Source organism: Streptococcus parasanguinis, assembly GCF_015556095.1.
In the GTDB taxonomy this organism is placed as follows: Bacteria; Bacillota; Bacilli; order Lactobacillales; family Streptococcaceae; genus Streptococcus; species Streptococcus parasanguinis_Q.
In genome coordinates this window covers 21,200-46,887 of the sequence record NZ_JADNLT010000001.1, presented here as the reverse complement: position 1 = coordinate 46,887, position 25,688 = coordinate 21,200, and the positions used below count along the sequence as shown (strand labels likewise).

Here is a 25,688-nt window from a genome sequence, read left to right as displayed (position 1 = left end):
CTCTATTTATTGATTAAGTCCCAGTATTGGATCGCCATGATGGTCTTGGCATCACAGATTTCGCCAGCTTGGATCAAGTCTTTGGCTTCCTTCAAGGTTACTTCTAATAACTCTAAGGTCTCATCCGCATCTTGTGGACGTGGATTTTCCACCTTTTTCAAGTTGGTTGCAAGATAGAGTTTAATCCGCTCATTACAAAATCCAATGGCAGAATAAAAATCATACAATAACTCTAGATCCGCTGTGTAACCAATTTCTTCTTCCAATTCACGCAGAGCAGCTGCTTGAGGATCCGCATTTTCACCCTTTTCCAACTTCCCTGCAGGGATCTCTACTGAAGTCCTCTCGATCGCCTTGCGGTACTGCTTGACCAAAATAGTCTTGCCCTCACCTGTGATCGGTAAAACAGCTACTGCTCCATTATGAAAAATTAAATCACGCTGCGCTTGACCTTTTCCGTCAGGTAGTTCTACTTGATCAGTCACCACTTGGAAAATCGGTCCCTGATAAATTTCCTTGCGCTCAATGGTTTTTTCTTCAAATTGCATGAGATTCTCCTATTTATTTTTAGGATGGTGTGGCAAGCGAAGAGCATACTCTTCTTTATTCACTTGACGGCCACGACCGATCGCAATCGCATCTGCTGGCACATCTTTGGTAATGGTGGATCCAGCCCCGACTAGGGAATTATCTCCGAGCTCGACGGGTGCAATGATGGTCGAATTTGAACCAACAAAGACATTGTTGCCAATTGTTGTTTTAAACTTGTGTTGGCCATCGTAATTCACCGTGATAGTTCCAGCACCAAAGTTGACGTTGCTACCAACTTGGCAGTTGCCAATGTAAGTCAAATGACCTGCTTTGGTATTTTCTCCGATAGACGAACCTTTGACTTCGACGAAGTTTCCGATATGGACATCTTTGGCCAAGCTAGATCCTGGACGAATGTGGGCGTAAGGTCCCACTGTCACACCATCGGCTACCGTGCTCTCTTCAATCATAGAGTTAGTAATAACGGCACCTGCACCAATTTCACTGTCCACAATATAGGTTCCATTAGTTAAGACGGTTTCAGCCCCAATTTTTGTGTGCCCTTTTAGGGTAACATTGGCTTCGATTTGCACTTCTGGTGCGATCTCAACATCGACATCGATATAGGCTGCATCTGGATTGACAAAGCTCACTCCATTGACCATGTGGGCTTGGTTAATGCGACGACGCATGATGCCTTCTGCTGTCGCAAGGGCAACGCGGTCGTTAACCCCGAGACTTTCATCAAAATCTTTGAGCGTATAGGCTCCAACTTTCTCTCCTGCTTCTCGGAAGATCCCAATCACATCTGTGATATAGTATTCACCTTGGGCATTGTTGGTATTGATATTCTTCAAAGCTTCAAAGAGGCGGGCATTGTCAAAGACATAAGTCCCTGTATTGATTTCTTTGATTTGTTTTTCAAAATCTGTCGCATCTTTTTGCTCGACGATGCGAAGCACTTCCGCATTGTCATTACGGACAATCCGACCATAGCCAAATGGATTAGCTGCTTCGGCTGTCAAAATCGTTGCCACATTCTTGTGGTTGATATGGAAGTCGATCAAGTGTTTGAGACTGTCACCCGTAATCAAAGGAGTATCTCCTGCAATGACGAGGGTATGCCCTTCAAGACCTTTCAAGACTGGCTCTGCCATCATGACCGCATGACCAGTTCCCAATTGTTCGGTTTGTTTGACAAACTCTGTTTGTCCCGCTAAGACTTGCTCTACCAATTCCGCCTTGTGGCCCACAACTGTTACAGTCTTTTCTGGTGAGATGGCTCCAACACTACGGAAGACATGCTCCAACATAGAGATCCCTGCAACCTTATGGAGAACCTTGGGCAGATCTGATTTCATACGGGTACCTTTCCCCGCTGCTAAAATAATGGCATAATTTGGCATAACATTTCTCTTTTCTGTACAATATCGTACTTATTATACCATTTTTCACCCCTTTTGGAAAATAAGACCAGATCAAAAAACTCTCCGAAAAGGAGAGCGTGTTCTATAATGGATAAACTCTGCGAAATTCTTCTAAAACCACCTTGCTGTCAGGTGTAAAAACCAGACCTGCTTCTCCAAAGCAGTCTTTGAAAAAGTCCTCATGAACCTGACGCCAATAGGCTAAAGATTTGTCTCCCTCACCTTCCTTAAAGGCATGGTCGGCTGACACTTGATGGAAGGGCTGAACAGAAACCTTGGTAATTTCGACAATGCAGATAGCTTGGTTTTGACTGTCTAAGATAACATCAAAGGTTCCTTCTTGGGGAAGGGGTTCGTCCTCTAGTGCATAGAGGTCATAAGCTGAAGCTGTTGCTGTTTTTTCGCCTGTAAACACCAGTTCCGCTAAAAGGTCTGGATCCACTCCAAACGCCCAGGCATCTATCTCATCTCCAATCGAGGGGTTGATTTGTTTGTATGAATTCCACATTTCTTGAGGTGTCATGAGTTCTCCTTTGTAATTTTTTACTTTCTTCTTTTATATGTTTAAGATGGTCTGGATGGTCAATTTCTAAATCAAAAATCTCTGGAATAGAGCTGTAATGGAGAATACATTCGATACCCATCTGATTCATTTTTTGTATGAAAGAAGTATTAAGATAGCCTGCTACAGCAAAATCAATCTTGTTCTTCTTTGCTTTATCCTGCATCTGTCTCAACATATCTAACATAATTGGACTTTCCATATCATGCCATTGACTGTTTCTCACAGTCGCAAAAATAAAAGAAGTTAAATCATTCATTCCAACTACAATCTTTGAAATGCCCGTTTCCAGTATCCTGTCCAAGTCGAAATAAGCTGATGGTAATTCAATCATCGTGCCGACTTTCCCGGTAAAACCATACTGACGCAATACTGTAATAGCTTGTTTTAATTGTTCGGCATCATTGACAAAAGGAAAAATAACAGACAGATTGGGATTGGTTTGAAAAACTTCCGTAACAACATTAGTCTCAGCCTGAAATTCATCTGGACACGCCAACAAACGCCTGATACCTCTGTATCCAAATAAGGGGTGGCGTTCGTCAAAATACTCTTTAGTCCCGTCTAGACTATTTGCTTCTGCATTTGTTAACTCTGAAAAGCGATACCAGACTTCTTCATCTGAGTACAAATGACAAATAGTGTCTAGATAATCTTTCACAAATTGCTGACAATTTGGTAATAGTATGTTTTGGTTTAGTTCTCTCAACAAGTATTCCCCACGAATCAAGCCGACGTGGTGCAATAAATGGGGATAAACTTTCTCAACAATTTTTTCGCCACTAAGAGCTAGTTGATTTTGCATGTTCATTCACCTCGTCTTAAAAGATACAATATCAGATATCATTATATGACACTTTCCTCTAGTTCAAAAGCTTCATAAGGTTCAACTAACTCATATCCTAAAAATTCTGCTACTTTTTTGGAAGCCTCGTTATGAGCATCCCAAAGTGGAAACATATCTCTATTTAAACTCTCTAGAATCATTGCAGCACCAAGCTTTTTGGCAAATCCATTTCCTTGTTCGTTTGGTCTAGTTGCAACTTCCACTTCAACTGCTTCACGGTAAACTAACCCTGAGGAAATCCCAGCAATCACTTCATTATTTTTAAGAATCACAAAGCCAAATCCACCTTTTAAAGCAAAATCCTGGTAGGACTCAAAATCCCCCTGTAAATCTTGTGACCATTCTTCCTCAGAAAGGCAGTTATAAATACGATTATCAATAGGTACAATATTGTAACCTTTCTCTAACTGACTAACTAGATCATTTAGAAATTCAACTTGAAAATTTGCCTTATCTTTAAAAGAATAGCGAGCAAAAGAAATTAGCTCCAGTTTCTGATGCAGAAAATCTTGCCACTTAGTGTCTTCTGAAATAATAATCTTATAATCTAAACCATATTGCCTAACAAAATCTTCCCAAAATCTAGAATTTAGCTCCCCTGCTAAGTATAGAAAATTCCCAATATCATAAAAACTTGTTGTCCCATCACTGTTTCGGTATACAGTTCCAATTTGAGATTTAAGACCATAGAGAACCATATTTTTCTTCCATGTTTTAAATAGTTCCATTATCCCTCTATTTTACCTTCCAATTCCTATAACTTATCCGTTCTAATTCTGGAAATCCTCGTAACTCTGCCTTCACTTTTAATACTAAAGGCGAGGCATTTTCTTCGGTAATTTCTTCCAAATTCAGCCAAATAACATTTGCTGAATCATTACTTCCATCAAGAACTTCATGAGGAAGGGATTTTTGAGAGCTCTCGAAATCGAGCACTACATCATAAAAGGCCATGGTATGATGTACAGCGAAGTCTTGCCCCTCTTCTTGAACCAGCACGTCATAAATCCTAGGATTTAAGTAACGGCTAAGCGTATAACCCGTCTCTTCCAGAACTTCTCTCTTAAGGGTTTCTGTCAACCCCTCACCGAGTTCCTGACTACCACCCGGTAGATCAAAACGATGTTGATAGGGGCCTCTTGTTTTTTCAATACAGAGAAGTTTCCCATTCTCATAGCAAATGCCGTAGACACCAAAGTGTTTTTTGATTTCCATCAATTCCTCCTACTTCAAACTCCAACCACCATCAATGGTCAAGATTTGTCCCTGCATGGCAGATACCTTCCCACTGGCCAAAAAGAAACTGACTTCTGCCACTTCTTCTGGCTCAATCCAGCGTTTGATAGGTGTTTCACTGGCTACCCAGTCTGCTAAGCCACCGGGTTCAAAGTCCGCAGCAGTCATGCCAGTCTTGACAGCACCTGGAGCGATCCCAAAGACTTGAATGCCAGATTCTGCATAATCCAGGGCCAACTGCTTGGTAAAGCCCGCTAGAGCATGCTTGGAGGAAGTATAAGCGTGACCGCCTCCACCAGCTAGAATAGATGCAATGGAGCACATATTGATGATGATACCTCGCTTCTTCTCCAACATTTGAGTCAGATAATGCCGTGTCAGCTCCACCGGAGTCACATAGTTAATCTCAAAAATCTCCTGAATCTCCTGAGCGCTTTGCTCCAGAAGCGGTTTATAATCGTCCAATACTCCAGCTGTATTGCACAAGACATCTACCTCAGGACACCAGTCAAAAATCGGCGTCAAATCCAAGGTTAAGTCTAGCTGTAAGAAGTGAAACTCACCTGGCAACTGGGGATCAGCTCCCTGATCCACCCCATAGACCTGGTAGCCCTTTTCTAAAAACAAACGAGCTTGCGCCAGACCAATCCCGGAGCTCACGCCTGTAATCAAGACCCGTTTAGTCATGGACTTCCACCCAATCTGTCGCTAGAACATCACAGGGAGTTGGACTCCACATGGAAAAGCCTTCGCCTTCACCAGACACGTTAATGAGGAAATAAGGTGTCACTTCCAGAGCCACTCCATTTTGCTCGATGGTATCAAACAATTGGACATAGTTTTCTCCTCCACCCCATCCTGTTCGTACATATTTTTTCTTGGCCTTTAATCCTGGTAAAATCTCTTCAAATGTCATGGTGTTCTCCTTTGATGTAATTTAATATTGATATGATGAACTTTATGAACTCGTAAAACATATTCATTGTATTTTGTTCACCTTTTTGTGAACCTAAAGAGCATTCATGGCTCTTTTATAATAAGAACTAAATGTTATACAATTGTGATTTCGTTATATTTTAAGGTCTATGGTTTTACAGTTAATTTAAATGTATCTGGCCATAAATCAGCTGGTTCCTAATAATGTTATATCTACACTAACTCAGTAATGTAACTGAATTTATATTTAAATTTTTTTGCTAGGTTTTATCATTTAATTTTGTTCTTTTCTAGTTTGGGCAGTTATACTAGTTTTCACCTTTTTCCAGTTATCTAATCTATTTCTAAATACATACTAGCACAATATACTGTACTGCCATCTTTTTTTACTTCTGAAATTTTTATATTCCTTTCAAAAAACATCATTAGGTAAACTATTATTAAAAAGGTTTTAAATTGTGGTTCAAATCATGTTTGAACTTGTGAAATCCCTTATTAGCGTTTATTTTGAGGAAATTGGAGTAGAGTTATTATTGTAACTAATGCCCCAGTATGGAATATACTGCATATTCTTTTTTCCAGCGTTTTCGTCATAAATTTTTATTTTGTCATTTTCTAACGCAAGAGCAATGAGTTTAGAAGCGATAGATGATTGTTTATTTGTCAATCCGAATCTTTTTCTTAGTGTACTATTTGTCATAAAATTATCTTCTATGTAGAGTAATGCAGAATGATAATAAATAGCATTTATTTTTTCTCTATTCCCCATTTCTTGGATTGTTCGTCGTTGATGTAAAGTAACAACAGTATAATTATCCTTAGCAGCTATATCCGGAGCAGGTAAGTGATTTAATTCCAACGTTAAGATAATCTTATCTATACCGCTACCACGAGACTCTACTAAATGCATCTTTCGAAATAGTTCAGCTAAAGCTTCATTTCGAGAGTAAGGAGGCATATCAAGCAATCTTTCAGGACGATTAAGAGGAGATCCAGGATTTGTGAATACTACTCTATTATCAAATATTTCAATTGTTGGTGAGCTACCTTTTACAGAAAAATCCTGATGTACTATTTGGTTTGCAACTATTTCACGTATAACCAGAGGAGGATAATCTGTATCAGAAGTGATTTGTCCATTATCTTTTAACGTTTCAGGATTACGAGGTAAATGACCATTGATAAATTTTAGTAAACCTTCAAAACCAACGGCAGCTCCTTTACTAGCTGTATTATCAGCTACTGCACTTAGTTTATTATTACCGGCATATCTAATTACTCGTAAAGCATGAGCAGATAAATTTTCAAAATTTTTAAGATTTTTTGCGAATGTAAATGCTCCCATATTGGTTAGATTGAAAGTTTTTCCAGAAGATTCTATCACACCATCTTCTATCATATGAAAAATTATCTCTTCATCGTTTGAATCTTCAAAGTATCCCATCATTTTCAAATAGGAATTAACATCAATCAATTCTTTAATTTCTTCAAATGTACATGCGGTTTTTGCATACTCTCTTTCAAATGATCGCGATTCAAAGGATTTCCACAGTTCTCTTTCCTTTTCAGGATAATCCTTTAAGTTTTTTAATGAAGATCCACTTCTAATGTATCGACTACCGCTAAAAGCAACAGGTCTACCAGCATTCATGTGGATGACTAAAACGACAACATGTTTTTGTTCGATATCATATTCTTCAAAACGAATTGTGATACGAGGATCAAGCATCCTTTCTAACCAAGTAATAAACGGCTCACCCTGTGCATGTTTTTCAGTTTTTGGATAGAATTTTGTACCAATAATTTCTTTTGAAACATCATTAACCCCCCAAATTAAGTATGAGAATTGCTGACCTAACATTGCTGCTGAGTTAGCTAAAGCTGATATATATTTGCCTATACGATCATGATCTTTATTATTAACTTTGTATTCAATAATTTCATCTTCATTTTTATTCAATAATTCTAATAACTTTTTTAAATCTTTATCTTCCATAATTTTTATTTTCCAAGTAAATTCTAAATAGGTTAAAAACGTCGTAAAATCAGCGTTTTTTTATTTTCCAAGTAAATTCCACGTACTCCAATGTCAAGAATTAATTAGTTCAAAGTCTATATAAAAATAGTTTCAAAAAAACTATATCACATATTGTGAAAACCTAGATAAAATTTTCGGTTTTCTTCGAAAAATAACACATACTAACAAAAACTAACATTTTAATTTTTCTTCTATCAAAACTAGAAGAACCAAAATATGTATTTATTTTTTAGCAAATTAATAAGATGACTTATTTCATTTTTAATAGACAGATCAGCCAACATTTTTGAGGTAGGTTTGCTTAATTTGATTTTTTACTTCGTAACTTTCATTATTCCCGATAACTTTTCTTTTGCGAGTACCGTTCCATCTTCTGTCTTAATGTGTAGACGAATACTTACATCTTGTGCAGAATAGCCATTTTCAACAAGCCAAACAGGAAAAGTTTCATTCTTGACCTGCAACACTTTATCAGCAAATTCTTGAATATTATCTTTTGAATTATATTTAAAGTCTTGTGGAACAGTCAGATATAGTATAAGACCTCTCCCTGTAGCACTATAAACTTGCCCAGTTTCTTTTACCAACTCATTCAATTTATTCTGAAATTGACTAGCATATTTTTGAAACTCTTCATCATTAAATTGATTTGATATCGAAGCTGATTCGCTTGATGAACTCACTTCTAATATCGAGGAAGATGCCTGAGTTGTTGTAGATAAATTCAAAGACGAACTGCTTGAACTAACAACAGATCTGACCGAACCTTGTTGAGATTTATCTTCTCGAAAGAATAAACCAAATATAACAAAACTAATTAAAGAGATCAAAGCCGAAATGTTTCGATATTTTATATTAGGTTGTTTTTTTATAAAATACCAAACACCAACTAAACCACAAAATGTGATAAAAGAAATAATGAATCTCATAATAACCTCCTATTCATTTTTCAATCTTATCTTTTACTTTCTTATACTTTTATAAATATTTATAACTACTTCGACTTTTCGAAAATATAATTCTATTATAACCCTCTACCAATTATTCTAGAGTGAAACAATAAGAAATGTAGACGAACTCTATAAAATATAATTTTAAGAAACCAGAACTCTATGTGGAATTCATTAAAGAAATTTATGATTACTATTATTTAAAATCTCTTCAAATGTCATGGTGTTCTCCTTTGTTATCTATTTAACTTTCTCCCTTTATTATACCAAAAAAAGAGCTTTCCCTATACAAAAAGCCAGAGTTCTTCTACTCTAGCTTTCATCTTTTATTTATGTTCTTCTGAATGGCGATACCCATAGCCAAAATAAATTCCTATCCCAATCAAGAGAGCAACTCCAAAGGCCAGCCAGGTCGATAGAGAATACTGGGTCATAAAGGACACACAGACCACAATCGATAGAATTGGCAAGACCGGAACCAAAGGCGTTTTAAATTCACCAGGTCCAGGAGCACCGTGTTCCTTGCGCAATTTCAAGAGGGCAAAGGCCAACATAACCAGGTAAGCCAAGGTACAGATATTTAAAAAGGAAGCGATACTAGCTAGCGGAAAAACTCCACCAGCAATGGCAGCCATTACTCCAGCGACCAGGGTCGCATTTTTTGGGATTCTGGTTTTAGGATCGAGCTGTTTCATCGCTTTTGGCAAAAGGCCATCTCGCGCCAAACTGTAAATCATCCGTGAGAGGGCAAAAGTCATAGAAATGCAGACGGTAATCAGGGTCAAAATAGCGACCAACGATACATAATTCCCTGCCCAGCTAGCTCCTACCTGACGGAGGGCAAAGGCAACCGCATCCTCTACATTTAAGTTCTTAAAAGGAACCATGCCGGTCAAAACCAGGGTAACCAAGATATAAAGAACCGTTGTGATCAAAAGACTAAGGACAATGCCGCGAGGAACGTTCTTTTGTGGTTCCTTGATTTCATCGACCGCCATTGAAATGGACTCAAAACCAAGAAAGGCAAAGAACATGAGCGAAGCGCCAGCCATAATCCCTGTTTGACCACCATAAATTTCGCCAAAGCCATAAGGGGCAAAGTTTCCCCAGTTGCCAGGGTTTAGGTGAAAAATCCCGACAAGAATAAACAAGGTAAGAGCTGAGAACTTGAGTAAGACCAGCAAGGAATTGAAGCGTAAGACGGCTTTTGCATTCATAAGGACCAAGGCTGTGACGAGGACCATGACCAAAATAGGTAAGAGATCCACATAAGTTCCCGCAGCTGGATCAAAAGTCCCATTTAAAGCCGTCGGCAGACGCCAGCCAAGATTGGCCAACAATCCCTTGAAATAAGCAGCCCAACCTGAGGCCACACCTGATACGGCTGTCATGAATTCCATCACGGTCAACCAACCTGCAATCCAGGCTGGAAACTCTCCAAAGATGGCATAGAGGTAGCTATAGGCTCCACCAGTTGAAGGAATGCGGGATGCAAATTCTGCAAAGAAGAGGGCAGATAAGCCGACGCAAAAAGCCGCAATCACAATTGAAATGATCAAGGCTGGACCAGCTAAATTCGCCGCTGCAGTCCCCGTAATCGTGAAGATCCCTGTCCCCACCATGGCACCGATTCCTAAAATAATCAAATCCCACAACCGTAAATAGCGGTTTAACCCTGGGTGAACCTGTCCCCAAGCCTTTTTTCGAAATAGATTCATGTATATTCTCCCATCTAATGAGTTTATTCTATCATACTTGGATAAGAAAGAGAGTGAGACAGAAATCGGTAATTTGTTAGAATTCGATTTCGTCGTCCCACCTCCGCACAGTTGAGTAGGGCATCTTTGGAACTTGAAAAGCGAACAACTACTTAGGAAACTTGCTTAGCAAGTCCTATCTACCACCTCAAAGCAGTGCTTTGAGCACTCAACCACTGCGTCTTGCTCGACAATCCAAAAATAATTGAGAGGCTAGGACTTTTGTCCCAGCCCCCCCTTTTCTTACTATTTATCACTTTCCGTCCTATTCTTTTTCAAAGCACGAATCGTAAACCAATAATAAATAACCAACCCAAAGACGATGATCACTGTGGGCAGAAGAACCGTCATACCAAGATTCTGAACTCCTTGTGCCAAGGTCCAGCGATGTAAGAATCCAACCACTAAAAAGGCGACGATAGGAAAGATGAAAGCTCGTCCAAACTCTTCTTTCCATTGCCAAAGAATGAGAGCCCCGCTAGCCCCTGTCATGAGAAGAGTATCCCAAGGACTAGGGACTACAAACCAAGCAAGAGCTGGCAAGAAGCGGACTCCCACTATTTCACCGACAAAATAGAATCCTAGAACTAGAACAAATGCTACATAAATTGCTTTTTTCGTTTTTTCCTCCGCAAAAATGAGACGACGAAGGAGATAGAAGATGATCCCAACAGCTAGGAGTCCCAAAATGATGTCTGTCAAATAGACTAGTGGCTTGAGCACAAGGACCGCTTGAGAAGCAAAATCACTTAAGAGGCGATAAAATATCACAATACCTGAAAAGATAGCCCCATATTTCAAAACAGACCGCGTCGATTCTTTGGGCATATTTTCGATGATTTGGTCTGCCATTCCCTTTGGATCGAGACCAAAATAGTCCTTGGCCGTTAAGCCATCCGCTCCTGCTTGCGAAAAATCTAGCGCTAGATTATAGACCTGCTCTCTTAAGGCTTTCTCCTCATATAAGAAACCTGCAAAATTGAAATAATCCCAGAGATCTTGGAAATAGGCTTGGTCCTCCTGGCTAAAGGTTTGCATCAAGGCCTGCGTTTCTTCAAAATACATTGCTGATTTCATGCTTCTTCCTTCTTTCTTTGGAGACAAAATACAATAAGGGTCAGGACTAGTCCCATGAGAGGAAGTAACCAGCCTATTAAATGAGCAGTTTCCTGATTCACAAGACGAATCCAGCATCCTGTAACTAGGAAAGTCAGGCCCATGACTAGTAGACTCGACATCAGACGATTCCTGCTTCTAAAAGCCATGACCGTAAACCCAAGTAAGACTAGGACAGCGAGAACAATTGCCCAACCATCTGATAAGAAGAGACTCCCAATGTGGCCAAAATAGATCGAAAATTGTCGTACGATGTTCAGAAATACCATCAGGCTGATCACACTGATAAACATAGCCCAAGACCACTTCATTTCACCATAGCTCTGTTTAGACCAAAGCCACGTGATGAACTGGCTGAACACCAAGAAATTAAGGAGAATGACAACATAGGTCAAGGGTTCGATTTTTAGTGGCGTCATCCAGGTAAAATCCATTAAATAACGCATGCCAACCAAGATCACTCCAAGTAGGAAGACGAGTCCCACATAAGATCCTAAAGAGCGTTTAGGCAAGTCTGAAAGAACTTGATCCACCATCGCCCGTGGATCCTTTCCAAAATAATCCACCGCCCGAATGCCTTCTTTTTCAGCAACTTTCAGGTCGCAAACCATATTGTAGAGTTGTTCACCGAGTGCTTCATCATCATAAAAATAGGATTTGGCCCCAATATAGGCCACCATTTTTTTCACATAGGCTTGATCCTCTTTGTTTAGATGAATCAATTCATCTGACATTTTTTCGGTATAACTTTCTACCATTCTTCTCCCTCCTTCTTGATACGTTCTACTTTTGTGACTAGCTCCTGCCACTGGTCCCAAAATTCCTCTAAGCGCTCTCTTCCAGCATCACTGAGTGAAAAATACTTGCGATCAGGACCATCTGGAGACGGCCTCATTTCCCCATGAATGACCCCTTGTTTTTCTAATTTTTGAAGCAGGGGATAAATGGTCCCAGCGACAATCTTATCAAATCCCATCTCTTTGAGACTTTGGATCAATTCATAGCCATAGATAGCCTTTTTGGAAATAATCTCCAGCACACAGCCCTCCAAGACTCCCTTTAGTAATTGGGACTCTTTCATCCTTCTCACCTCTTTCTTCACATTTTTCACTAGTTTGTTTTACATACTAGTTTGCTCACTATCAGTATACTCTTTCTTTACTAGTATGTAAAGCATAATAGTAATTTTTTAAAAAAATTTTTATTCCTTAAAAATCCCTTAAAATCAAGGGTTTTACTGTATAGTGGTGTGTAAATATACAAAAAAAGTTCAAAAAACACTTTATTTTGTAGATTGATTGGAGTATAATAATTAAAATTATTCAAAAGGAGACACGAATATGAAAAAATCGAAGCTTGCTCTTTTAGCAGGTGTCGCCGCGGCTTCAACGCTTTTCCTTGCTGCATGTGGCTCATCTTCTAATGCGTCAAAAGGGACTACTTACAACTACGTGTATGGTACAGACCCTGATTCCTTGAACTATTTGACTTCAAATCGTTCAACTACAAGCGACATTACAACCAACTTGGTCGATGGTTTGTTTGAAAACGATCAATACGGTAACTTAGTGCCTGCTCTTGCTGAGGACTGGTCCGTTTCAAAAGACGGTCTGACTTATACTTACAAGCTTCGAAAAGATGCGAAGTGGTATGATTCAGAAGGAAATGAATACGCTGACGTCACTGCACAAGATTTCGTGACATCTCTAAAATACGTAGCAGATAAAAAATCGGATGCTCTTTACTTGGTTCAAAACTCGGTCAAAGGCTTGGATGACTATGTAAACGGGAAAACCAAAGACTTCTCAACTGTTGGGGTAAAAGCTGTTGATGATCACACTCTTCAATACACTTTGAACCAACCAGAATCTTTCTGGAATTCTAAATTGACGACTGCTACCATGATGCCAGTTAATGAAAAATTCTTGGAATCAGCTGGGAAAGACTTTGGTAGCGTGAAACCAAATGGTATCCTCTACAATGGTCCATACATTTTGAAATCCTTCACTTCAAAATCACAAATCGAGTTGGATAAAAACCCTGATTACTACGACAAGAAAAATGTTCACATCGATACGGTTAAATTGACTTACTTCGATGGATCTGACCAAGACTATCTTGCTCGTAACTTCTCAGATGGGAACCTATCTACTGCTCGTCTCTTCCCAACAAGCTCAACTTACAGCACAATTGAGAAGAAATTCAAGGATAACATCGTTTATACACCTCAAGATTCTACTGTTTACTACGCTTACTTCAACGTTAACCGTCAAAACTACGGTCATACGAAGAAGACGTCTGATGAGCAAAAGAACAGTACTAAGACAGCTCTTCAAAACAAGAATTTCCGTCAAGCCTTGAACTTTGCTTTAGACAGAACTTCCTACAGCGCTCAAGTTAACGGGAAAGACGGAGCATCAAAAACTCTACGTACCCTTCTAGTTCCACCAACATTTGTGCAAGCCAACGGAAAAGACTTCGGTACGCTCGTTGAAGAAAAACTTGCCGCAACAGGAGATGAGTGGAAAGGTGTTAGCTTTGCTGACGCGCAAGATAGCTTGCATAATGCGGATAAAGCCAAAGCGGAACTTGAAAAAGCGAAATCTGAATTGCAATCACAAGGTGTTCAATTCCCAATCCATATCGACTATGTCGTAGACCAATCTTCTAATGCTCTTGTCCAACAAGCAGACTCTATGAAGAGTTCTATTGAAACAGCTCTTGGTAAAGACAATGTCGTGATCGATGTACAAAAATTGTCTACAGACGATGCAGACAACGCTACTTACTTCGCCCAATCACCAGATCAAAAAGACTTTGATATGGATATCACAGGTTGGGGACCTGACTTCCAAGATCCATCTACTTACTTGGATATCTTGAACCCAACAGATGGTTCAACCTTGACTGGTATGGGACTTGATCCTAAGAAAGACCAAGCTCTCATCGAAAAAATTGGTTTGAACCAATACAAAGAATTGTTGGATGCTGCTAATGCTGAAAAATTGGATACCAATGCGCGTTATGAAAAATACGCTGCTGCCCAAGCTTGGTTGACTGAAAACGCAATGGTACTTCCAATCTACTCTAAGGGTGGAGTTCCATCTATCACGAAGGTAACGCCATTCTCAGCAGCAAATTCTGCAATTGGTATTAAAGGTGAATCAAGCTTCTTCAAATACCAAAAAGTTCAAGATAAGACAGTTACAACTGCTGATTACGAAAAAGCTTATAAGAATTGGTTGAAAGAAAAAGAAGAATCAAACAAAAAAGCGCAAGAAGAACTTGCAAAACACGTGAAATAATCGTGATAGAAAACACCGGGGATTTGATCCTCGGTGTTTTTTGTGCTAACAAAATGTTGTATGTTTCATCTTATTTCTAATCTTTTATAGACTCGAACGCTACCTCACGACAATCTTCCGATAACTTCTAGAAGTCAGAAGAAAGACAAGGACATAGGAGATGAAGAAGACAGCGCAGATAGAAAGAGTTGTTTGAAGCACCAAGCCCGCATTGGTTGCTCCTAAGATAGCAACGATTTTTGCGATCATCTTGTAGGCTACTCCTAGGTACAGGAAGGAGAAGAATAATGGAAGAAAAAAGACAGTGAGTATCTGTTTGCGAATGGTGGTGCCGGTTTGCTTTTGGTCCAATCCTACTTGTTGCAAGATCACAAAATTATCTCGATCCTCATGACCCTCTGAAATCTGCTTGTAGTAAATCACGAGAACTGTAGCTAATAGAAAGATCGCCGATAGAAAAATCCCGATAAATAGAAGAGTCCCTGCTGTTTCACGCCAATCTTTCTCTATACTGTATCGATCAAATCCACCAAAATAAGTCGCACCATATTGACTGATTTTGTCTGTCGAATACAGCTCTTTGATCAAGCCAGAAATAAAATCTTGGTTATCTTTATTTTTAGCAGTAATAGAGAATTCCAAATTTTTATCAACTTTTAGTCCCAGTTGGTTCAAGTCAGGGAGGACCAGGTACAAGCCCATTTGGTGTTGAAACAGGTCGGATTGAGGGAGTTTCCCTTGGATAAAATTGGAGTTTAGTTTTTCTTTAATCGTGAAGGTCTTCCCATTGATTTCTAATTGTGCGTCTAATTTTCCAGGATATTGATACCCATAGGCTAGGATTTCATTTTCCCCAAGCTCAACTTTTTGACCGGTCAGTTGCTCATAAGTCGCCTGATCAAAAAAGTAGACTGTTCCTTCTGACTTCAACTCCTGACCAGTTGATGGAGTGGACTGGTCATTCACCTCTAAGCTCCTTCCATCAATCTTTCGAATTTCAGCCGACCAGTATGTAGTCTGTGCCACCTGATAATCTGATAGATGTGTCGCATCGGCTGTTTTCTTAATTTGAGCTTGAACATCCTCAATAACCGATTCTGTTTCAGCATCTGAAGGCATATGCCCCACACTAATCATGTAATCAGAAGGGTAAACCGTATCTAGGTAATTCTGCCCTCCAATAAAGATATTGAGCGACCCGGTTAAGGTGACCAAGACCATGGTGGATAGAATACTAATGGTCGCAAGGCCCGCTGCATTTTTTCGCATCCGAGCTATTAAGTTGGAGACAGATATAAAATTCTCTGGCTTGTAATAGTAGGATTTCCGACCTTTGAGAAATCTTAAGAAGGTAATAGAGCCTGCGTTGAATAAGAGATAAGTCGCTAGAATGACCAAGATGACGGCAATAAAGAATCCTTGGACAGCCGCAACTGGCCGCTCAACGGTTAGCGCTATATAAAACGCAATTCCTAAGAGCCCAAGTCCTAACAGAGTTTGAACCAGCAAGAAGCGTCCCTTCTTCTCTCCTGCTTTCTTTTGCTGCATAAGGTGGAGGGAACTGTAGCGCAAGAGGCGGAAAGAATTCAACAAGAGAATGAGGCCAAAAGCTAAGGCTAACCCAAGTAAAGTGTTAAGAACAGCCTCTATCTGGAAGGTTGATTGAATGACGACTGGTAAACCCATACATTTTAGAAGCAAGGCGAAAATCAAGCGATCAAACAAGAGTCCCAAACCCAGTCCTACTCCAACTGTGAGAACATAGAAGAAGAGCAATTCCCATAAGGTCATGATGAGGAGATGCTTCTTCTCCATTCCCAGAACACTGTAGAGTCCCAGTTCTTTGGAACGATTTTTCATGACGTAGCCATTGGCATAAGCCACCAAAATGATGACGACCAGCTGGACGACGAAACTGCCAAAACCAAGAACAGTTCTCGCCGATCCCCCTCCGTAAGAATCCTCTAAATGAGGGGTCAATGACAAGGCGATAAAACTATAAAGGATCATGGTCGTTAAAATGACAGCTATAGCGAAAGGATAATACAACTTGCGATTTTGTTTGAGGTTGGAAAGTGCTAATTTACTTGTTAATTTAAACATCAGGATCCTCCTTTCCCGCCATGACCGTCAGAGTATCTGAGATTTCTTGGAACATCTGACGCTCTGTCTTTTCCCCACGAAAGATCTGGTTGTAAAGAATCCCGTCCTTGATAAAGAGCACGCGCTTGGCCCGAGCTGCTGCTGCGGTTGAGTGGGTCACCATGAGAATGGTTTGCCCCATGGTATTGATATCTTCAAAGACATCTAGCAAAGCTGCCGAAGACTTGGAATCCAGCGCCCCTGTTGGCTCATCCGCAAGAAGGATTTCAGGTGAGGTGATGATGGCCCGTGCTACGGCTACCCGTTGTTTTTGTCCACCAGAGATTTCGTAAGGGTATTTTTCTAAGAGCTGGTGAATGCCCAACTCCCGACTCACGCTATCGACCTTACTCATCATTTCCTTGATTGGTCTGCGGGAAAGGACCAAGGGCAGGAGGATATTGTCCTTGACAGATAAGGTGTCGAGCAGGTTGAAATCTTGAAAGACAAAGCCTAGTTTTTCCCGGCGGAAGCTGGAGGCGTCCTTGTTTTTGATGGTTGAGGTATTGGTGCCATTGAGGTAGACCCGCCCTTCCGTCGGCTGATCCAGCATGGCTAGGATATTGAGGAGGGTGGATTTCCCGGATCCTGATTCCCCCATGATAGCCACGTACTCACCCTTTTCCACGGTGAAGTGAATATCCTTTAAGGCTTCAACCTGCGTTCCTTGAAAGCGGGTTTTGTAAATTTTTTTGATATGTTGAACGTCTAGTAGGGTCATGGTCCATTCCTTTCTAGCTCGATAAAAGCTTCAATCGTTTTTTACAAATCTATTGTACTAAAACTGAAACGCTTTCACCATAACATAACCTTACATTTTACCCTTTATTTCTTACATTTTTGTAAGAAAGCAAAAATAGGCTAGGACTTGAGGTCCTACCCTATTTTTTTCATTGATTATTCAGCTGATGAAGAGAGCAATGGCGCAATTGATTTATATGCACTTTCAAGAGCTTGTTTCATAGTGTCACGTCCAGATTTCAATTGTTGTACAAAAACAGTACGCCCTTGTTCAGGAACAACCGTATCATCTGAACCACCAGTTGAAAGTGCTGTATCAAATTGAGTTTTTGATTCGTCCAATGTCTTGAGAGCTGGTTCCACTTGTTGAGTATATTTAGATCTCAGTGATTCGGGAATTTGATCGCCAATATCTTGAGCATATTTTTTATAGTTATCCACTAATTTACTATAAAGAGTTTTCATATCACCAATTGTTTTGGCATTATCGATTTCATCATCAGTCAACAAGACAATTTCTGGAATTTTAACAGAAGAGGTTGCTGATTTAGATGATTTTGATGAACTGCTTGATTTGCTTTCTGAAGTAGATGATTTTTCTACTTTGCTAGAAGAAGCTTTTGCATCTTTGCTTGATGATTCTGAAGCAGTTTTACCAGAACAAGCTGCTAACGTTGCAACTGACAAGAGAGCCACACCGGCTGTAAGAAGTTTTTTCATATTTTTTCTCCTATAAATAAAGAATGAATATATTTTAAATGATTTTCCTTTAATTGTCAAACATTTTCTGTTTTTAAACACTTGTATACCGCTAATTATCACTAGTTTTTAACATATTTTCTATCCTGAAAAATATCGTTTATTTTGTATTTTTATTCATTGTTTGGGATAAACAAAACCAGAAAAACAGTCGTTTTCTGGTTTATTCTTCTTTTTATTGATGAAGCAGTTGCGTAAATTCTTCTTGAAGTTCCTTGTTGTCTGTTGGTTTTAGGTACATCTTTCCACCATTGGTCGTTGGGGAATGAAAGACGATCCCCTCTCCTGTATCTGTAATGGCAAAGAAATAACTATGCACATCTGGATACTTGTCCCAATTGCTATAGCGTTCTACGATTCGGTATTTTGCATTTCCTTGACCAGTATCTGTATAAATAGCATCCATCTTGCTATTGTCCCCTAGAGTATAGAGGTTGTCTGGTCCTACATCACCGCCAGCAATGCCTTTTTGGTAGTTGGGTTGCCCCATCTTTTGACCCCAGGTCTTCATAAATTCTGCTAATTTTGCTGATTTTTCAGCATTCCATGGCGTTTTCCCCTGGCTTTGGGTATCGCCTCCTGATGGTGTGCTTTCAAAGGTTTGCCAGTCAAAACTCTTGAGATCCAGTTTATCCTCATCAGATTTTCCAAAGAGGGCATTCAGATCTGACCCAGGTACCTGAACTTCTTCTTCCTGGACTTTTGTCGCGGCTTGAGGTGTCTTTTCTATTCGTGAAAGCACGGCTACACCACGGCCAGTTCCCGACAACCAGCTGACTTCCAGGACTTCTCCTCCCTTATAGAGGGTTGTCGCATTGCGCGCTCCTCCGTGTCCAGCAACGAAACCTTCTGCAAGCAAGGTCGGCTTTTGGTCCTTGAGGTAGTAGACTCCTGTCGCAAAGTAGCTCCCATCGGTTTGCTGGTTGGCGATGATCATCTCATCTACCCCATCGCTATTTAAGTCCTTAAAGGCATAGCGAACGGCTTCTGGCTGATTGATGACAGTCTCGATCACCCAGCTATTGATCATTCGATCTTCTTTGGCTAATTGAGAATTTAATTTGGAAATAGCATCCAAATCATTTGAAGTGGCAAAAATCTTTTGATAGTCTGAAAAAACAGACTGGTATAATTGTTTGTTGTATGCTTGTTTCTTTGCTGAAGTCTGGCTGGTTGCAACCTCTTTTTTAGGACTGGACTGGCGCTGGTATCTTTGGTAACATCCTGTTAACAAGACCATACTCGAAGCCGCTAATCCCAACTGCATCCAATGTTTTCTTTTCATCTGATCTCCTTTAGTCTCCCGTGTTTTCATACTGATCTTTATTATACTAAAAAAAGTGGGAGTGGGAAAGAACTCCTAAAATTAAAAAGGTTGAAAAGGTTCCCCAAACCTTTTCAACTTTCCCTCCCCCGCATAGCTTCAACAGTCTGGGAGACTGTTGAAGGTTGTAGATAAAGGAAACTTTGTTTCCATCATTAGGTCATCTTTGGAGCTTGAAAAGCGAACGAATACTTAGGAAACTTGCTTCGCAAGTCCTATCTACCACCTTAAAGCAGTGCTTTGAGCAATCAACCACTGCGTCATACAGTTATGCTTATTAAACATAGAAGTCTGGAGAGTTTTTGCTCAGCCACAATTAGTTTTCTTTATTTGGTTTGGTTCTACGATCCGGTTGACTTTCAATATGCTCTTTCACCAAGGCAACCACCTCATCATTGGTTGGAAGGTCCGAGTGCTGGGCATCTTCCCCCGTCACTGTGATCTCCGTATAACTAGCAGCTTGGTTTTGGTAGATATATTTCCCAGCAGAAACACTGGCATCTGGGACCAACTCATCGGAATCATAGGTGATGGTTCCTGCTACTGAATACATATAAAGCGTATTAGGGATGGCTTTTTTCCCCTTGATAAAATCGGCTAACATCTCAGATTTGTTTTGAATATTGGTTTCCGTGAAATTATAGGGAGTTCCGATGGTCATGAGGGTCGTGAGATCCACATCATAATCTTCTAGATAATTTTCGATAAAGGCTGTATAAATCAAGCCCCCGTTAGAATGACCCAAGCCCTTGAAATTATTAAAATTGTATTTTTCTTGAAGGGCTTCAAAGGCTTGATTGAATAGTTTAGCCTGCTTTTTAATATTGCTATAGCCATCTTTGTTGTTTTCAAAACCAACCACAATCACTGGTTCATTGTCCTTGGCATCAATACTACCGCTATAGGTGATATTCCCATCATTCCATACCTTGAGCTTGAGAAGACTGTGCTTGGTGCCTTGGCGGCCTTGGTTGAGCTTGGTCACCAAGCCATCAAAGCGGTTCTCTGTTGCTGAGCTTCCTGGAATCATGATGATGGGCGACAGTTTGGAATTATAAAATTTCTCGATTTTTGAAACATTGGTTCGAGTCCAGCTATAAGAAGGAATGGCTAAACCGATCAAGAAAAGACAGACCAAAGTGAGGACGATGGCTGTTTTTTTAGAGACTTTCATCGCTTTCTCCTTTCACTTTTAGATCTTTTCGAATACGATTTCCCATGCGGACAAATGGTAGATAAAGGAGCACGTCTATCGCAAAACAAAGTATACTGACAGCTAAGGCTCTCAGACTTCCTCCCGTTCCAATGAAAGCATAGAGAAGGCTCGGAGTCCCATCTGGCACTGGATAGACGGCTGCTGGCATCAGCTTAAAGCACAAAGCCACAGCAGCGATGGCCATATTGACCAAGGGGATCAATAAGAAGGGAATCACATATAGAAGATTGAGCAGGACCGGAATCCCTACCATGAAGGGGGCACCGTTATTAAAGAGGCCTGGAAAAATACTGAGGAGACTGACTTTCTTGTCCTTTCGACTGTGGGAGACCAGTAAGATCGCTACCAAAAGTGCTAGGACAGCGCCAATTCCAGCTACCATGCCAAAACTCCGATACAAATTGGTCAAAGTATAGAGATGAGGAATCCCCGTCGTTGTATGATGGGTCACAGCGTAATTCAGATTTTCTAAAGCAAAACTGTCATCCACAATTGAGTTTAGGGCAAAAGCCTGACTGTTGCCGACCCAAGCTGATAAGCCACTGAAGAGTCCCATAACAAAAGTGGACAGGAGATGATGACTGCTTATAGTCAGAGAGCTAAAGAATTGACCGATCATTTGAAAAATACGGTACTGATTGCCAAGAAGGAGAAGAATATTCAGGCTAACCCCCAGAACCAAGGACAAGAAAATGGGACGCACAGTCTTGGGCTGATAGATAAAGTCTTTGTCCACAATCTGGTCGTCACTAGCCTTGGATAGTCGAAAGATCTGTCCGATTAGATAGCCTAAAACAATGGCTAAGAGGATATTGGTCGTCGCAGGTAAGTTAATTCTTGTCAGTTGCCCATCATTGAGTGGTCCCACCAACAATTCCTGAGACCCTACAATCAAGCTGACCAAAAGAGCAGTCACGCCGGCTGTCCCCGTACTTCTACCATAGTGCCCAGCTGTATATTTCCCAGCGAAGTAGGTTGCTAAAGGCCCTGCTAGACCTCCTAGAAAGTTGGAAAAATTAATAAGAACCTGGCTGATAGCTTGATTCCATGGCAACCAACTGTCCATCGAAAAGAGCTGATGGATATAGCCTCGATCAGAAAAGACCGATAAGGCAATCACTCGAATGATTCCTGAAAATAAGAAAAAAGGAAATAAGGAAACCAGGGTTTTCTGGGAAATCTGAATAAAACTTTTTTCTCGTAACCAGAAAAACTTCTGGACTAAATACTTGGTCATGGCGCCCCCTATTGGTGTGTTCACATTGCTTGCTTTCATCTTATTATATCATAGTGGTGAGCAATCCCTTTCATTTGGAGAAGCATCATCTTTTGAGAATACTTTTAAAATTTTCATAATTTTTGAAAAACTCTTTGACAGGGGTCTTCATTTCCTCTATACTATTTGTTAGCTAACAAAACGATGAATCAGGTTACCGTCGGTCCTGCTATGCCCATAGCGATTGGATTTGACGAAAAATGAGAGAGCTAGGATGGATTTTCAGACCATTTTTACAACATTATAGAAAGATTTAGGAGGAATCAGACGTCTATGTCACAAGAAAAAATTTCAGCCAAGGTCTTGTTCGCGATCTTTGCGACAGGGATCCTGTCCTTTTGCGGGGTGGCTGGAGAGACTGCCATGAATATCACCTTCCCGATATTGATGAAGGAATTTGAAATCAACACCGCAACCGTCCAGTGGGTTACGACCATCTATCTTCTAGTGGTTGCCTGTGTGGTCCCCTTATCTGCTTATCTCAAGCGTTCTTTTAAAATGAAGTCCATCTTTTTAGTTGGAAATCTCCTATCTGTTTTAGGTGTTCTTATCGACTTCTTAGCTCCAAATTTTGGCTTTGTGGTCCTGGGGCGATTGGTCCAAGGAATGGGGGTTGGTTTTGCCCTCCCTCTGATGTTTAATATCATTTTAGAACAAGTCCCAAAACGTAAGATCGGTCTCATGATGGGAGTGGGGACCTTGATTACAGCCATTGCACCCGCTATAGGGCCTACTGTCGGGGGACTCTTAACAGCTAGCTTCGGCTGGCGGTCCATCTTTTTAGTTCAATTCCCGATCCTTCTAGCTTCACTAGTTGCAGGACTTCGCTCCATTGAGCAAATCAGTAAAGTCAAGCGGGAAACCTTTGATATCGTGAGCCTTCTTGCCATCATTGCCCTTTTCATAGGGTTGATTCTAGGTATTCATGGCCTAGCGGATCATGCGTTTTTCAGTTTTTCTGTGCTTGGTTGGCTGGTGATCGGAACCTTGGGACTGGTCCTTTTGGTCTGGCGGTCCAATCAGTTAGAGACTCCCATTATCAATCTTTCTATTTTGAAAAATCATCGTCTCACTGGCCATATTCTAGCCTTCTTCACCTTTCAATTAGGCTCTCTTGCCATGAGTTTTCTTCTTCCTAATTATATCCAATTGGTCAACCACTCAAGCACTACGCTTGCAGCCTTGATGCTGCTTCCAGGAGCCATCATTGGAGCTGGCTTTGCTCCTTTCTCTGGTCTGATTCTAGATAAACTGGGGGCCCGCAAACCGATCCTCCTTGGTGCTGCTTTCATCCTTCTGGCCCATTTTCACTTCACCCTCTTGGGCCTGAAGCTGACAAATGGTTTGATTCTCGTCTTTTACATGCTCTTCATGACCGGTATGGGACTTGCCTTTGGAAATATCATGACAAACGGACAGAAACAACTCTCTCTGGAAGAGCAACCCGATGCGAACGCAATCTTTAATACCTTGCAACAATTTGCAGGTGCTGTTGGAACAACTCTGGCTTCCTTGATCGTTGCCATGAGCCAAGCCAATCAAAAGCTGGATTTCACCCAAGCCACAGCTAAAGGCAGTCGCAATGGTTTCATGACCTTATTTGCCTTAGGTATTTTCCAACTCCTTCTCTTATTTTGGGTGGTGGGAAAAGATAATGAAACCAACTAATTTATCTCGTCAAAAAACAGCAGGAAGCCTGCTGTTTTTTGTTATCCTTTCCGCACTCGCGTTAGAATGCCATCAGGATCCTCAAAAATTATGCACTTCTGCTAAATAAACCTTGATAGGATAGGTGTATGTCAAATTCTCTCTCCATTTTGCTTGTAATGTCAAATTTTACAACTAAAAGGTTCCATTAAATTGTCTAACTTTTATCATTTGAGTTAAAATCCTTGATTTCTTTCTGTATTTTATTTATAATCATTCTAAATAAGGAAAAGGAGACATTGTATGACTGAAATAAAACATGGAGTAGATGAATCATTTAGCGATCGCTTGAATATTTTGAGAGCTGCGGTTCTAGGGGCCAATGATGGAATCATTTCTATCGCTGGAGTGGTGATCGGGGTGGCCAGTGCCACGCATAACATCTGGATCATTTTCTTATCTGGCTTGTCTGCAATTCTGGCCGGTGCCTTTTCGATGGCGGGTGGTGAGTATGTTTCTGTTTCCACACAAAAAGACACGGAAGAAGCTGCTGTGAACCGCGAACAAGCCTTATTGGATCGCGATCCAAAGTTAGCTAGAGACTCTCTCTACCATGCTTATCTTGAAAATGGAGAATGCGAAACTTCAGCAAAAATTCTGACAGAGCGCGCCTTTCTGAAACACCCCCTCAAAGCCTTGGTCGAAGAGAAATACGGCATTGAATACGAAGAATTTACCAATCCTTGGCATGCAGCTGCATCTAGCTTCCTTGCTTTTTCTATTGGTTCCCTTCCTCCAATGCTCTCTATCATTCTCTTTCCAGCTAACTATCGCATTCCAGTGACAGTCTTCGTTGTTGGACTATCCTTGATCTTCACTGGCTATACCAGTGCGAAACTAGGAAAAGCACCAACCAAGCCAGCCATGCTTCGCAACCTGATCATTGGCCTCCTTACCATGGGAGTAACCTATTTCTTTGGACAACTCTTTAGTATCTAAAAAAGCTGAAACTTTTGTCTCAGCTTTCAGAACGTAGACAAACCCTAGCAACAATAGAAACATTGCCATTTTGTAGGTTGGACACCATAGAATGAAAACTCTTAGGAATGCTGATATAGCGCTATTCTTAAGAGTTTTTTTACTTTCTCTATTTTTAAGAAAATTGTCCAAAATGGACTTTTTCTTATGCTTCCAATAGAGCTTGTGCTTGTTTTTTCAATCCTTCCACTGCTTCATCTGTCAAGATCAATTCACCTGTTCCCCAGGCTTCTGGGTTCACGGTTGTTCCTGTGAAGTCACCCACTACTTGAGTCCGAACGAATGGTAAGAGTGCTTGGTAAGCCGCAAACATTGGCTCGTGTCCTGCATTAGCGACTGAAGAGACGGTTACGATCTTGTCTTGGAGGGCAGATGGACCACGTGTTTCTGATAGGTCAAGCGCACGGCTGAGCCAGTCGATCAGGTTTTTCACTACACCTGGAATGGCAAAGTTGTAGACTGGTGAGAAGATCCAGATAGCATCCGCAGCAAGGACTGCATCACGCGCTGCTTGCACAGCTGGCAAGGTTGGCGTTTCCAAATCTTGGTTCATCATTGGGATGCCCTTGTAGTCCAAGTAAGTCACCGTTGCTTTTCCTTCAAGAAGGCTTTCTGCTTTCTGAGCCATTTGGTGGTTGAAAGATCCTTGACGAAGGGATCCGACGATAAATAAAATGTTTCTCATAGTTGCTTTCTCTTTCTGTTGTAAGAATATTTGTTATATTAACTATTATACATGCCCTAGATGTAATGTCAAGAATTACAACTTGGAATTTTAACTTTTACTCCATTTCGATAGGGGAATCCTAAAAAGAGTCAGATAAAAAAGGTTGGACAATA

The 25,688-nt window shown here is 40.6% G+C and carries 25 protein-coding genes; 4 read left to right on the top strand and 21 right to left on the bottom strand.

The genetic code is table 11. The features are described 5' to 3' along the window. Nucleotides 1–2: 2 nt before the first annotated feature. The 14 genes from I2E70_RS00215 to I2E70_RS00150 form a co-directional block, all read right to left on the bottom strand. Complete coding sequence (locus I2E70_RS00215; RefSeq protein ID WP_155171487.1) at nucleotides 3–548, bottom strand: NUDIX hydrolase; 546 nt, start codon at nucleotides 546–548, stop codon at nucleotides 3–5. 9 nt (nucleotides 549–557) lie between these two features. Next, entirely contained in the window at nucleotides 558–1,937 is a 1,380-nt protein-coding gene (gene glmU / locus I2E70_RS00210) for a bifunctional UDP-N-acetylglucosamine diphosphorylase/glucosamine-1-phosphate N-acetyltransferase GlmU (RefSeq protein WP_195422887.1), read from the bottom strand. Between the two features lie 103 nt (nucleotides 1,938–2,040). Continuing rightward, nucleotides 2,041–2,481, bottom strand: coding sequence for an ASCH domain-containing protein (locus tag I2E70_RS00205; RefSeq protein WP_195422886.1), 441 nt, complete (start codon nucleotides 2,479–2,481; stop codon nucleotides 2,041–2,043). Beyond that, nucleotides 2,423–3,325 carry a putative PEP-binding protein gene (locus tag I2E70_RS00200; protein WP_195422885.1) on the bottom strand — a complete coding sequence of 301 codons (903 nt, stop codon included), beginning with the start codon at nucleotides 3,323–3,325 and terminating at the stop codon, nucleotides 2,423–2,425. Before I2E70_RS00200 ends, I2E70_RS00205 begins: the two co-directional genes overlap by 59 nt. A gap of 41 nt (nucleotides 3,326–3,366) precedes the next feature. Next, nucleotides 3,367–4,095 (bottom strand): GNAT family N-acetyltransferase, encoded by a 729-nt coding sequence (locus tag I2E70_RS00195; protein ID WP_070589521.1) that lies wholly within the window; start codon nucleotides 4,093–4,095, stop codon nucleotides 3,367–3,369. Nucleotides 4,096–4,102: 7 nt separating this feature from the next. Then, nucleotides 4,103–4,582 (bottom strand): NUDIX hydrolase, encoded by a 480-nt coding sequence (locus tag I2E70_RS00190; protein WP_070589523.1) that lies wholly within the window; start codon nucleotides 4,580–4,582, stop codon nucleotides 4,103–4,105. Nucleotides 4,583–4,591: 9 nt separating this feature from the next. Further along, nucleotides 4,592–5,290: a 3-oxoacyl-ACP reductase gene (locus tag I2E70_RS00185; protein WP_070589525.1), complete on the bottom strand. Its 699-nt coding sequence runs from the start codon at nucleotides 5,288–5,290 to the stop codon at nucleotides 4,592–4,594. After that, nucleotides 5,283–5,519 carry a DUF2829 domain-containing protein gene (locus I2E70_RS00180; protein ID WP_070589528.1) on the bottom strand — a complete coding sequence of 79 codons (237 nt, stop codon included), beginning with the start codon at nucleotides 5,517–5,519 and terminating at the stop codon, nucleotides 5,283–5,285. Before I2E70_RS00180 ends, I2E70_RS00185 begins: the two co-directional genes overlap by 8 nt. Nucleotides 5,520–6,041: 522 nt before the next feature. Further along, entirely contained in the window at nucleotides 6,042–7,535 is a 1,494-nt protein-coding gene (locus I2E70_RS00175; RefSeq protein ID WP_070589529.1) for an ATP-binding protein, read from the bottom strand. A gap of 356 nt (nucleotides 7,536–7,891) precedes the next feature. Continuing rightward, nucleotides 7,892–8,506, bottom strand: a complete 615-nt coding sequence (locus I2E70_RS00170) for a hypothetical protein (RefSeq protein WP_070589531.1) — start codon at nucleotides 8,504–8,506, stop codon at nucleotides 7,892–7,894. 347 nt (nucleotides 8,507–8,853) lie between these two features. Further along, nucleotides 8,854–10,245 (bottom strand): APC family permease, encoded by a 1,392-nt coding sequence (locus I2E70_RS00165; protein WP_195422884.1) that lies wholly within the window; start codon nucleotides 10,243–10,245, stop codon nucleotides 8,854–8,856. A gap of 285 nt (nucleotides 10,246–10,530) precedes the next feature. Next, the gene (locus I2E70_RS00160; RefSeq protein WP_070589535.1) at nucleotides 10,531–11,361 is read right to left on the bottom strand and encodes a hypothetical protein; all 831 of its coding nucleotides are present in this window, start codon (nucleotides 11,359–11,361) and stop codon (nucleotides 10,531–10,533) included. Next, nucleotides 11,358–12,158 (bottom strand): hypothetical protein, encoded by an 801-nt coding sequence (locus I2E70_RS00155; RefSeq protein WP_070589537.1) that lies wholly within the window; start codon nucleotides 12,156–12,158, stop codon nucleotides 11,358–11,360. Before I2E70_RS00155 ends, I2E70_RS00160 begins: the two co-directional genes overlap by 4 nt. Next, nucleotides 12,152–12,481 (bottom strand): PadR family transcriptional regulator, encoded by a 330-nt coding sequence (locus I2E70_RS00150; RefSeq protein WP_003012258.1) that lies wholly within the window; start codon nucleotides 12,479–12,481, stop codon nucleotides 12,152–12,154. The genes I2E70_RS00155 and I2E70_RS00150 overlap by 7 nt, the downstream gene beginning before the upstream one ends. Before the next feature lie 259 nt (nucleotides 12,482–12,740). Between I2E70_RS00150 and I2E70_RS00145 the strand changes: the two genes are divergently transcribed. Further along, on the top strand, nucleotides 12,741–14,705 hold the full coding sequence (locus tag I2E70_RS00145) for a peptide ABC transporter substrate-binding protein (RefSeq protein ID WP_150905657.1): 1,965 nt from the start codon (nucleotides 12,741–12,743) through the stop codon (nucleotides 14,703–14,705). Between the two features lie 99 nt (nucleotides 14,706–14,804). Here I2E70_RS00145 and I2E70_RS00140 read toward each other — a convergent pair whose 3' ends face one another. The 6 genes from I2E70_RS00140 to I2E70_RS00115 all read right to left on the bottom strand — a co-directional run bounded on the left by I2E70_RS00140 (nucleotide 14,805) and on the right by I2E70_RS00115 (nucleotide 22,124). Continuing rightward, nucleotides 14,805–16,808 carry an FtsX-like permease family protein gene (locus I2E70_RS00140; protein WP_129299576.1) on the bottom strand — a complete coding sequence of 668 codons (2,004 nt, stop codon included), beginning with the start codon at nucleotides 16,806–16,808 and terminating at the stop codon, nucleotides 14,805–14,807. After that, the gene (locus tag I2E70_RS00135; RefSeq protein ID WP_195422883.1) at nucleotides 16,801–17,568 is read right to left on the bottom strand and encodes an ABC transporter ATP-binding protein; all 768 of its coding nucleotides are present in this window, start codon (nucleotides 17,566–17,568) and stop codon (nucleotides 16,801–16,803) included. The genes I2E70_RS00140 and I2E70_RS00135 overlap by 8 nt, the downstream gene beginning before the upstream one ends. 176 nt (nucleotides 17,569–17,744) lie before the next feature. Beyond that, on the bottom strand, nucleotides 17,745–18,308 hold the full coding sequence (locus I2E70_RS00130; RefSeq protein ID WP_021152825.1) for a hypothetical protein: 564 nt from the start codon (nucleotides 18,306–18,308) through the stop codon (nucleotides 17,745–17,747). Nucleotides 18,309–18,522: 214 nt separating this feature from the next. Further along, nucleotides 18,523–19,632 (bottom strand): DUF4767 domain-containing protein, encoded by a 1,110-nt coding sequence (locus I2E70_RS00125; protein ID WP_070589544.1) that lies wholly within the window; start codon nucleotides 19,630–19,632, stop codon nucleotides 18,523–18,525. 355 nt (nucleotides 19,633–19,987) lie between these two features. Beyond that, the gene (locus I2E70_RS00120; protein ID WP_070589546.1) at nucleotides 19,988–20,845 is read right to left on the bottom strand and encodes an alpha/beta hydrolase; all 858 of its coding nucleotides are present in this window, start codon (nucleotides 20,843–20,845) and stop codon (nucleotides 19,988–19,990) included. Then, nucleotides 20,832–22,124: a PTS transporter subunit EIIC gene (locus tag I2E70_RS00115; RefSeq protein WP_195422882.1), complete on the bottom strand. Its 1,293-nt coding sequence runs from the start codon at nucleotides 22,122–22,124 to the stop codon at nucleotides 20,832–20,834. Before I2E70_RS00115 ends, I2E70_RS00120 begins: the two co-directional genes overlap by 14 nt. Before the next feature lie 312 nt (nucleotides 22,125–22,436). Here I2E70_RS00115 and I2E70_RS00110 point away from each other — a divergent pair, with 312 nt between their 5' ends. The 3 genes from I2E70_RS00110 to I2E70_RS00105 all read left to right on the top strand — a co-directional run bounded on the left by I2E70_RS00110 (nucleotide 22,437) and on the right by I2E70_RS00105 (nucleotide 24,809). Next, complete coding sequence (locus I2E70_RS00110) at nucleotides 22,437–23,831, top strand: MFS transporter (RefSeq protein WP_070589550.1); 1,395 nt, start codon at nucleotides 22,437–22,439, stop codon at nucleotides 23,829–23,831. After that, nucleotides 23,818–23,940 carry a hypothetical protein gene (locus I2E70_RS10635; protein ID WP_256317999.1) on the top strand — a complete coding sequence of 41 codons (123 nt, stop codon included), beginning with the start codon at nucleotides 23,818–23,820 and terminating at the stop codon, nucleotides 23,938–23,940. Before I2E70_RS00110 ends, I2E70_RS10635 begins: the two co-directional genes overlap by 14 nt. A gap of 173 nt (nucleotides 23,941–24,113) precedes the next feature. Continuing rightward, on the top strand, nucleotides 24,114–24,809 hold the full coding sequence (locus tag I2E70_RS00105; protein ID WP_070450388.1) for a VIT1/CCC1 transporter family protein: 696 nt from the start codon (nucleotides 24,114–24,116) through the stop codon (nucleotides 24,807–24,809). 184 nt (nucleotides 24,810–24,993) lie between these two features. Here the strand turns inward: I2E70_RS00105 and I2E70_RS00100 are convergent, their stop codons facing one another. Then, nucleotides 24,994–25,533, bottom strand: coding sequence for an NADPH-dependent FMN reductase (locus I2E70_RS00100; RefSeq protein ID WP_070589552.1), 540 nt, complete (start codon nucleotides 25,531–25,533; stop codon nucleotides 24,994–24,996). Nucleotides 25,534–25,688 lie beyond the last annotated feature (155 nt).

Bases quoted from the DNA above. Each gene is read 5' to 3' on its own strand.
- I2E70_RS00215 (WP_155171487.1), bottom strand. From the start codon at position 548: ATGCAATTTGAAGAAAAAACCATTGAGCGCAAGGAAATTTATCAGGGA.
- glmU (WP_195422887.1), bottom strand. From the start codon at position 1,937: ATGCCAAATTATGCCATTATTTTAGCAGCGGGGAAAGGTACCCGTATG.
- I2E70_RS00205 (WP_195422886.1), bottom strand. From the start codon at position 2,481: ATGACACCTCAAGAAATGTGGAATTCATACAAACAAATCAACCCCTCG.
- I2E70_RS00200 (WP_195422885.1), bottom strand. From the start codon at position 3,325: ATGCAAAATCAACTAGCTCTTAGTGGCGAAAAAATTGTTGAGAAAGTT.
- I2E70_RS00195 (WP_070589521.1), bottom strand. From the start codon at position 4,095: ATGGAACTATTTAAAACATGGAAGAAAAATATGGTTCTCTATGGTCTT.
- I2E70_RS00190 (WP_070589523.1), bottom strand. From the start codon at position 4,582: ATGGAAATCAAAAAACACTTTGGTGTCTACGGCATTTGCTATGAGAAT.
- I2E70_RS00185 (WP_070589525.1), bottom strand. From the start codon at position 5,290: ATGACTAAACGGGTCTTGATTACAGGCGTGAGCTCCGGGATTGGTCTG.
- I2E70_RS00180 (WP_070589528.1), bottom strand. From the start codon at position 5,519: ATGACATTTGAAGAGATTTTACCAGGATTAAAGGCCAAGAAAAAATAT.
- I2E70_RS00175 (WP_070589529.1), bottom strand. From the start codon at position 7,535: ATGGAAGATAAAGATTTAAAAAAGTTATTAGAATTATTGAATAAAAAT.
- I2E70_RS00170 (WP_070589531.1), bottom strand. From the start codon at position 8,506: ATGAGATTCATTATTTCTTTTATCACATTTTGTGGTTTAGTTGGTGTT.
- I2E70_RS00165 (WP_195422884.1), bottom strand. From the start codon at position 10,245: ATGAATCTATTTCGAAAAAAGGCTTGGGGACAGGTTCACCCAGGGTTA.
- I2E70_RS00160 (WP_070589535.1), bottom strand. From the start codon at position 11,361: ATGAAATCAGCAATGTATTTTGAAGAAACGCAGGCCTTGATGCAAACC.
- I2E70_RS00155 (WP_070589537.1), bottom strand. From the start codon at position 12,158: ATGGTAGAAAGTTATACCGAAAAAATGTCAGATGAATTGATTCATCTA.
- I2E70_RS00150 (WP_003012258.1), bottom strand. From the start codon at position 12,481: ATGAAAGAGTCCCAATTACTAAAGGGAGTCTTGGAGGGCTGTGTGCTG.
- I2E70_RS00145 (WP_150905657.1), top strand. From the start codon at position 12,741: ATGAAAAAATCGAAGCTTGCTCTTTTAGCAGGTGTCGCCGCGGCTTCA.
- I2E70_RS00140 (WP_129299576.1), bottom strand. From the start codon at position 16,808: ATGTTTAAATTAACAAGTAAATTAGCACTTTCCAACCTCAAACAAAAT.
- I2E70_RS00135 (WP_195422883.1), bottom strand. From the start codon at position 17,568: ATGACCCTACTAGACGTTCAACATATCAAAAAAATTTACAAAACCCGC.
- I2E70_RS00130 (WP_021152825.1), bottom strand. From the start codon at position 18,308: ATGAAAAAACTTCTTACAGCCGGTGTGGCTCTCTTGTCAGTTGCAACG.
- I2E70_RS00125 (WP_070589544.1), bottom strand. From the start codon at position 19,632: ATGAAAAGAAAACATTGGATGCAGTTGGGATTAGCGGCTTCGAGTATG.
- I2E70_RS00120 (WP_070589546.1), bottom strand. From the start codon at position 20,845: ATGAAAGTCTCTAAAAAAACAGCCATCGTCCTCACTTTGGTCTGTCTT.
- I2E70_RS00115 (WP_195422882.1), bottom strand. From the start codon at position 22,124: ATGACCAAGTATTTAGTCCAGAAGTTTTTCTGGTTACGAGAAAAAAGT.
- I2E70_RS00110 (WP_070589550.1), top strand. From the start codon at position 22,437: ATGTCACAAGAAAAAATTTCAGCCAAGGTCTTGTTCGCGATCTTTGCG.
- I2E70_RS10635 (WP_256317999.1), top strand. From the start codon at position 23,818: ATGAAACCAACTAATTTATCTCGTCAAAAAACAGCAGGAAGCCTGCTG.
- I2E70_RS00105 (WP_070450388.1), top strand. From the start codon at position 24,114: ATGACTGAAATAAAACATGGAGTAGATGAATCATTTAGCGATCGCTTG.
- I2E70_RS00100 (WP_070589552.1), bottom strand. From the start codon at position 25,533: ATGAGAAACATTTTATTTATCGTCGGATCCCTTCGTCAAGGATCTTTC.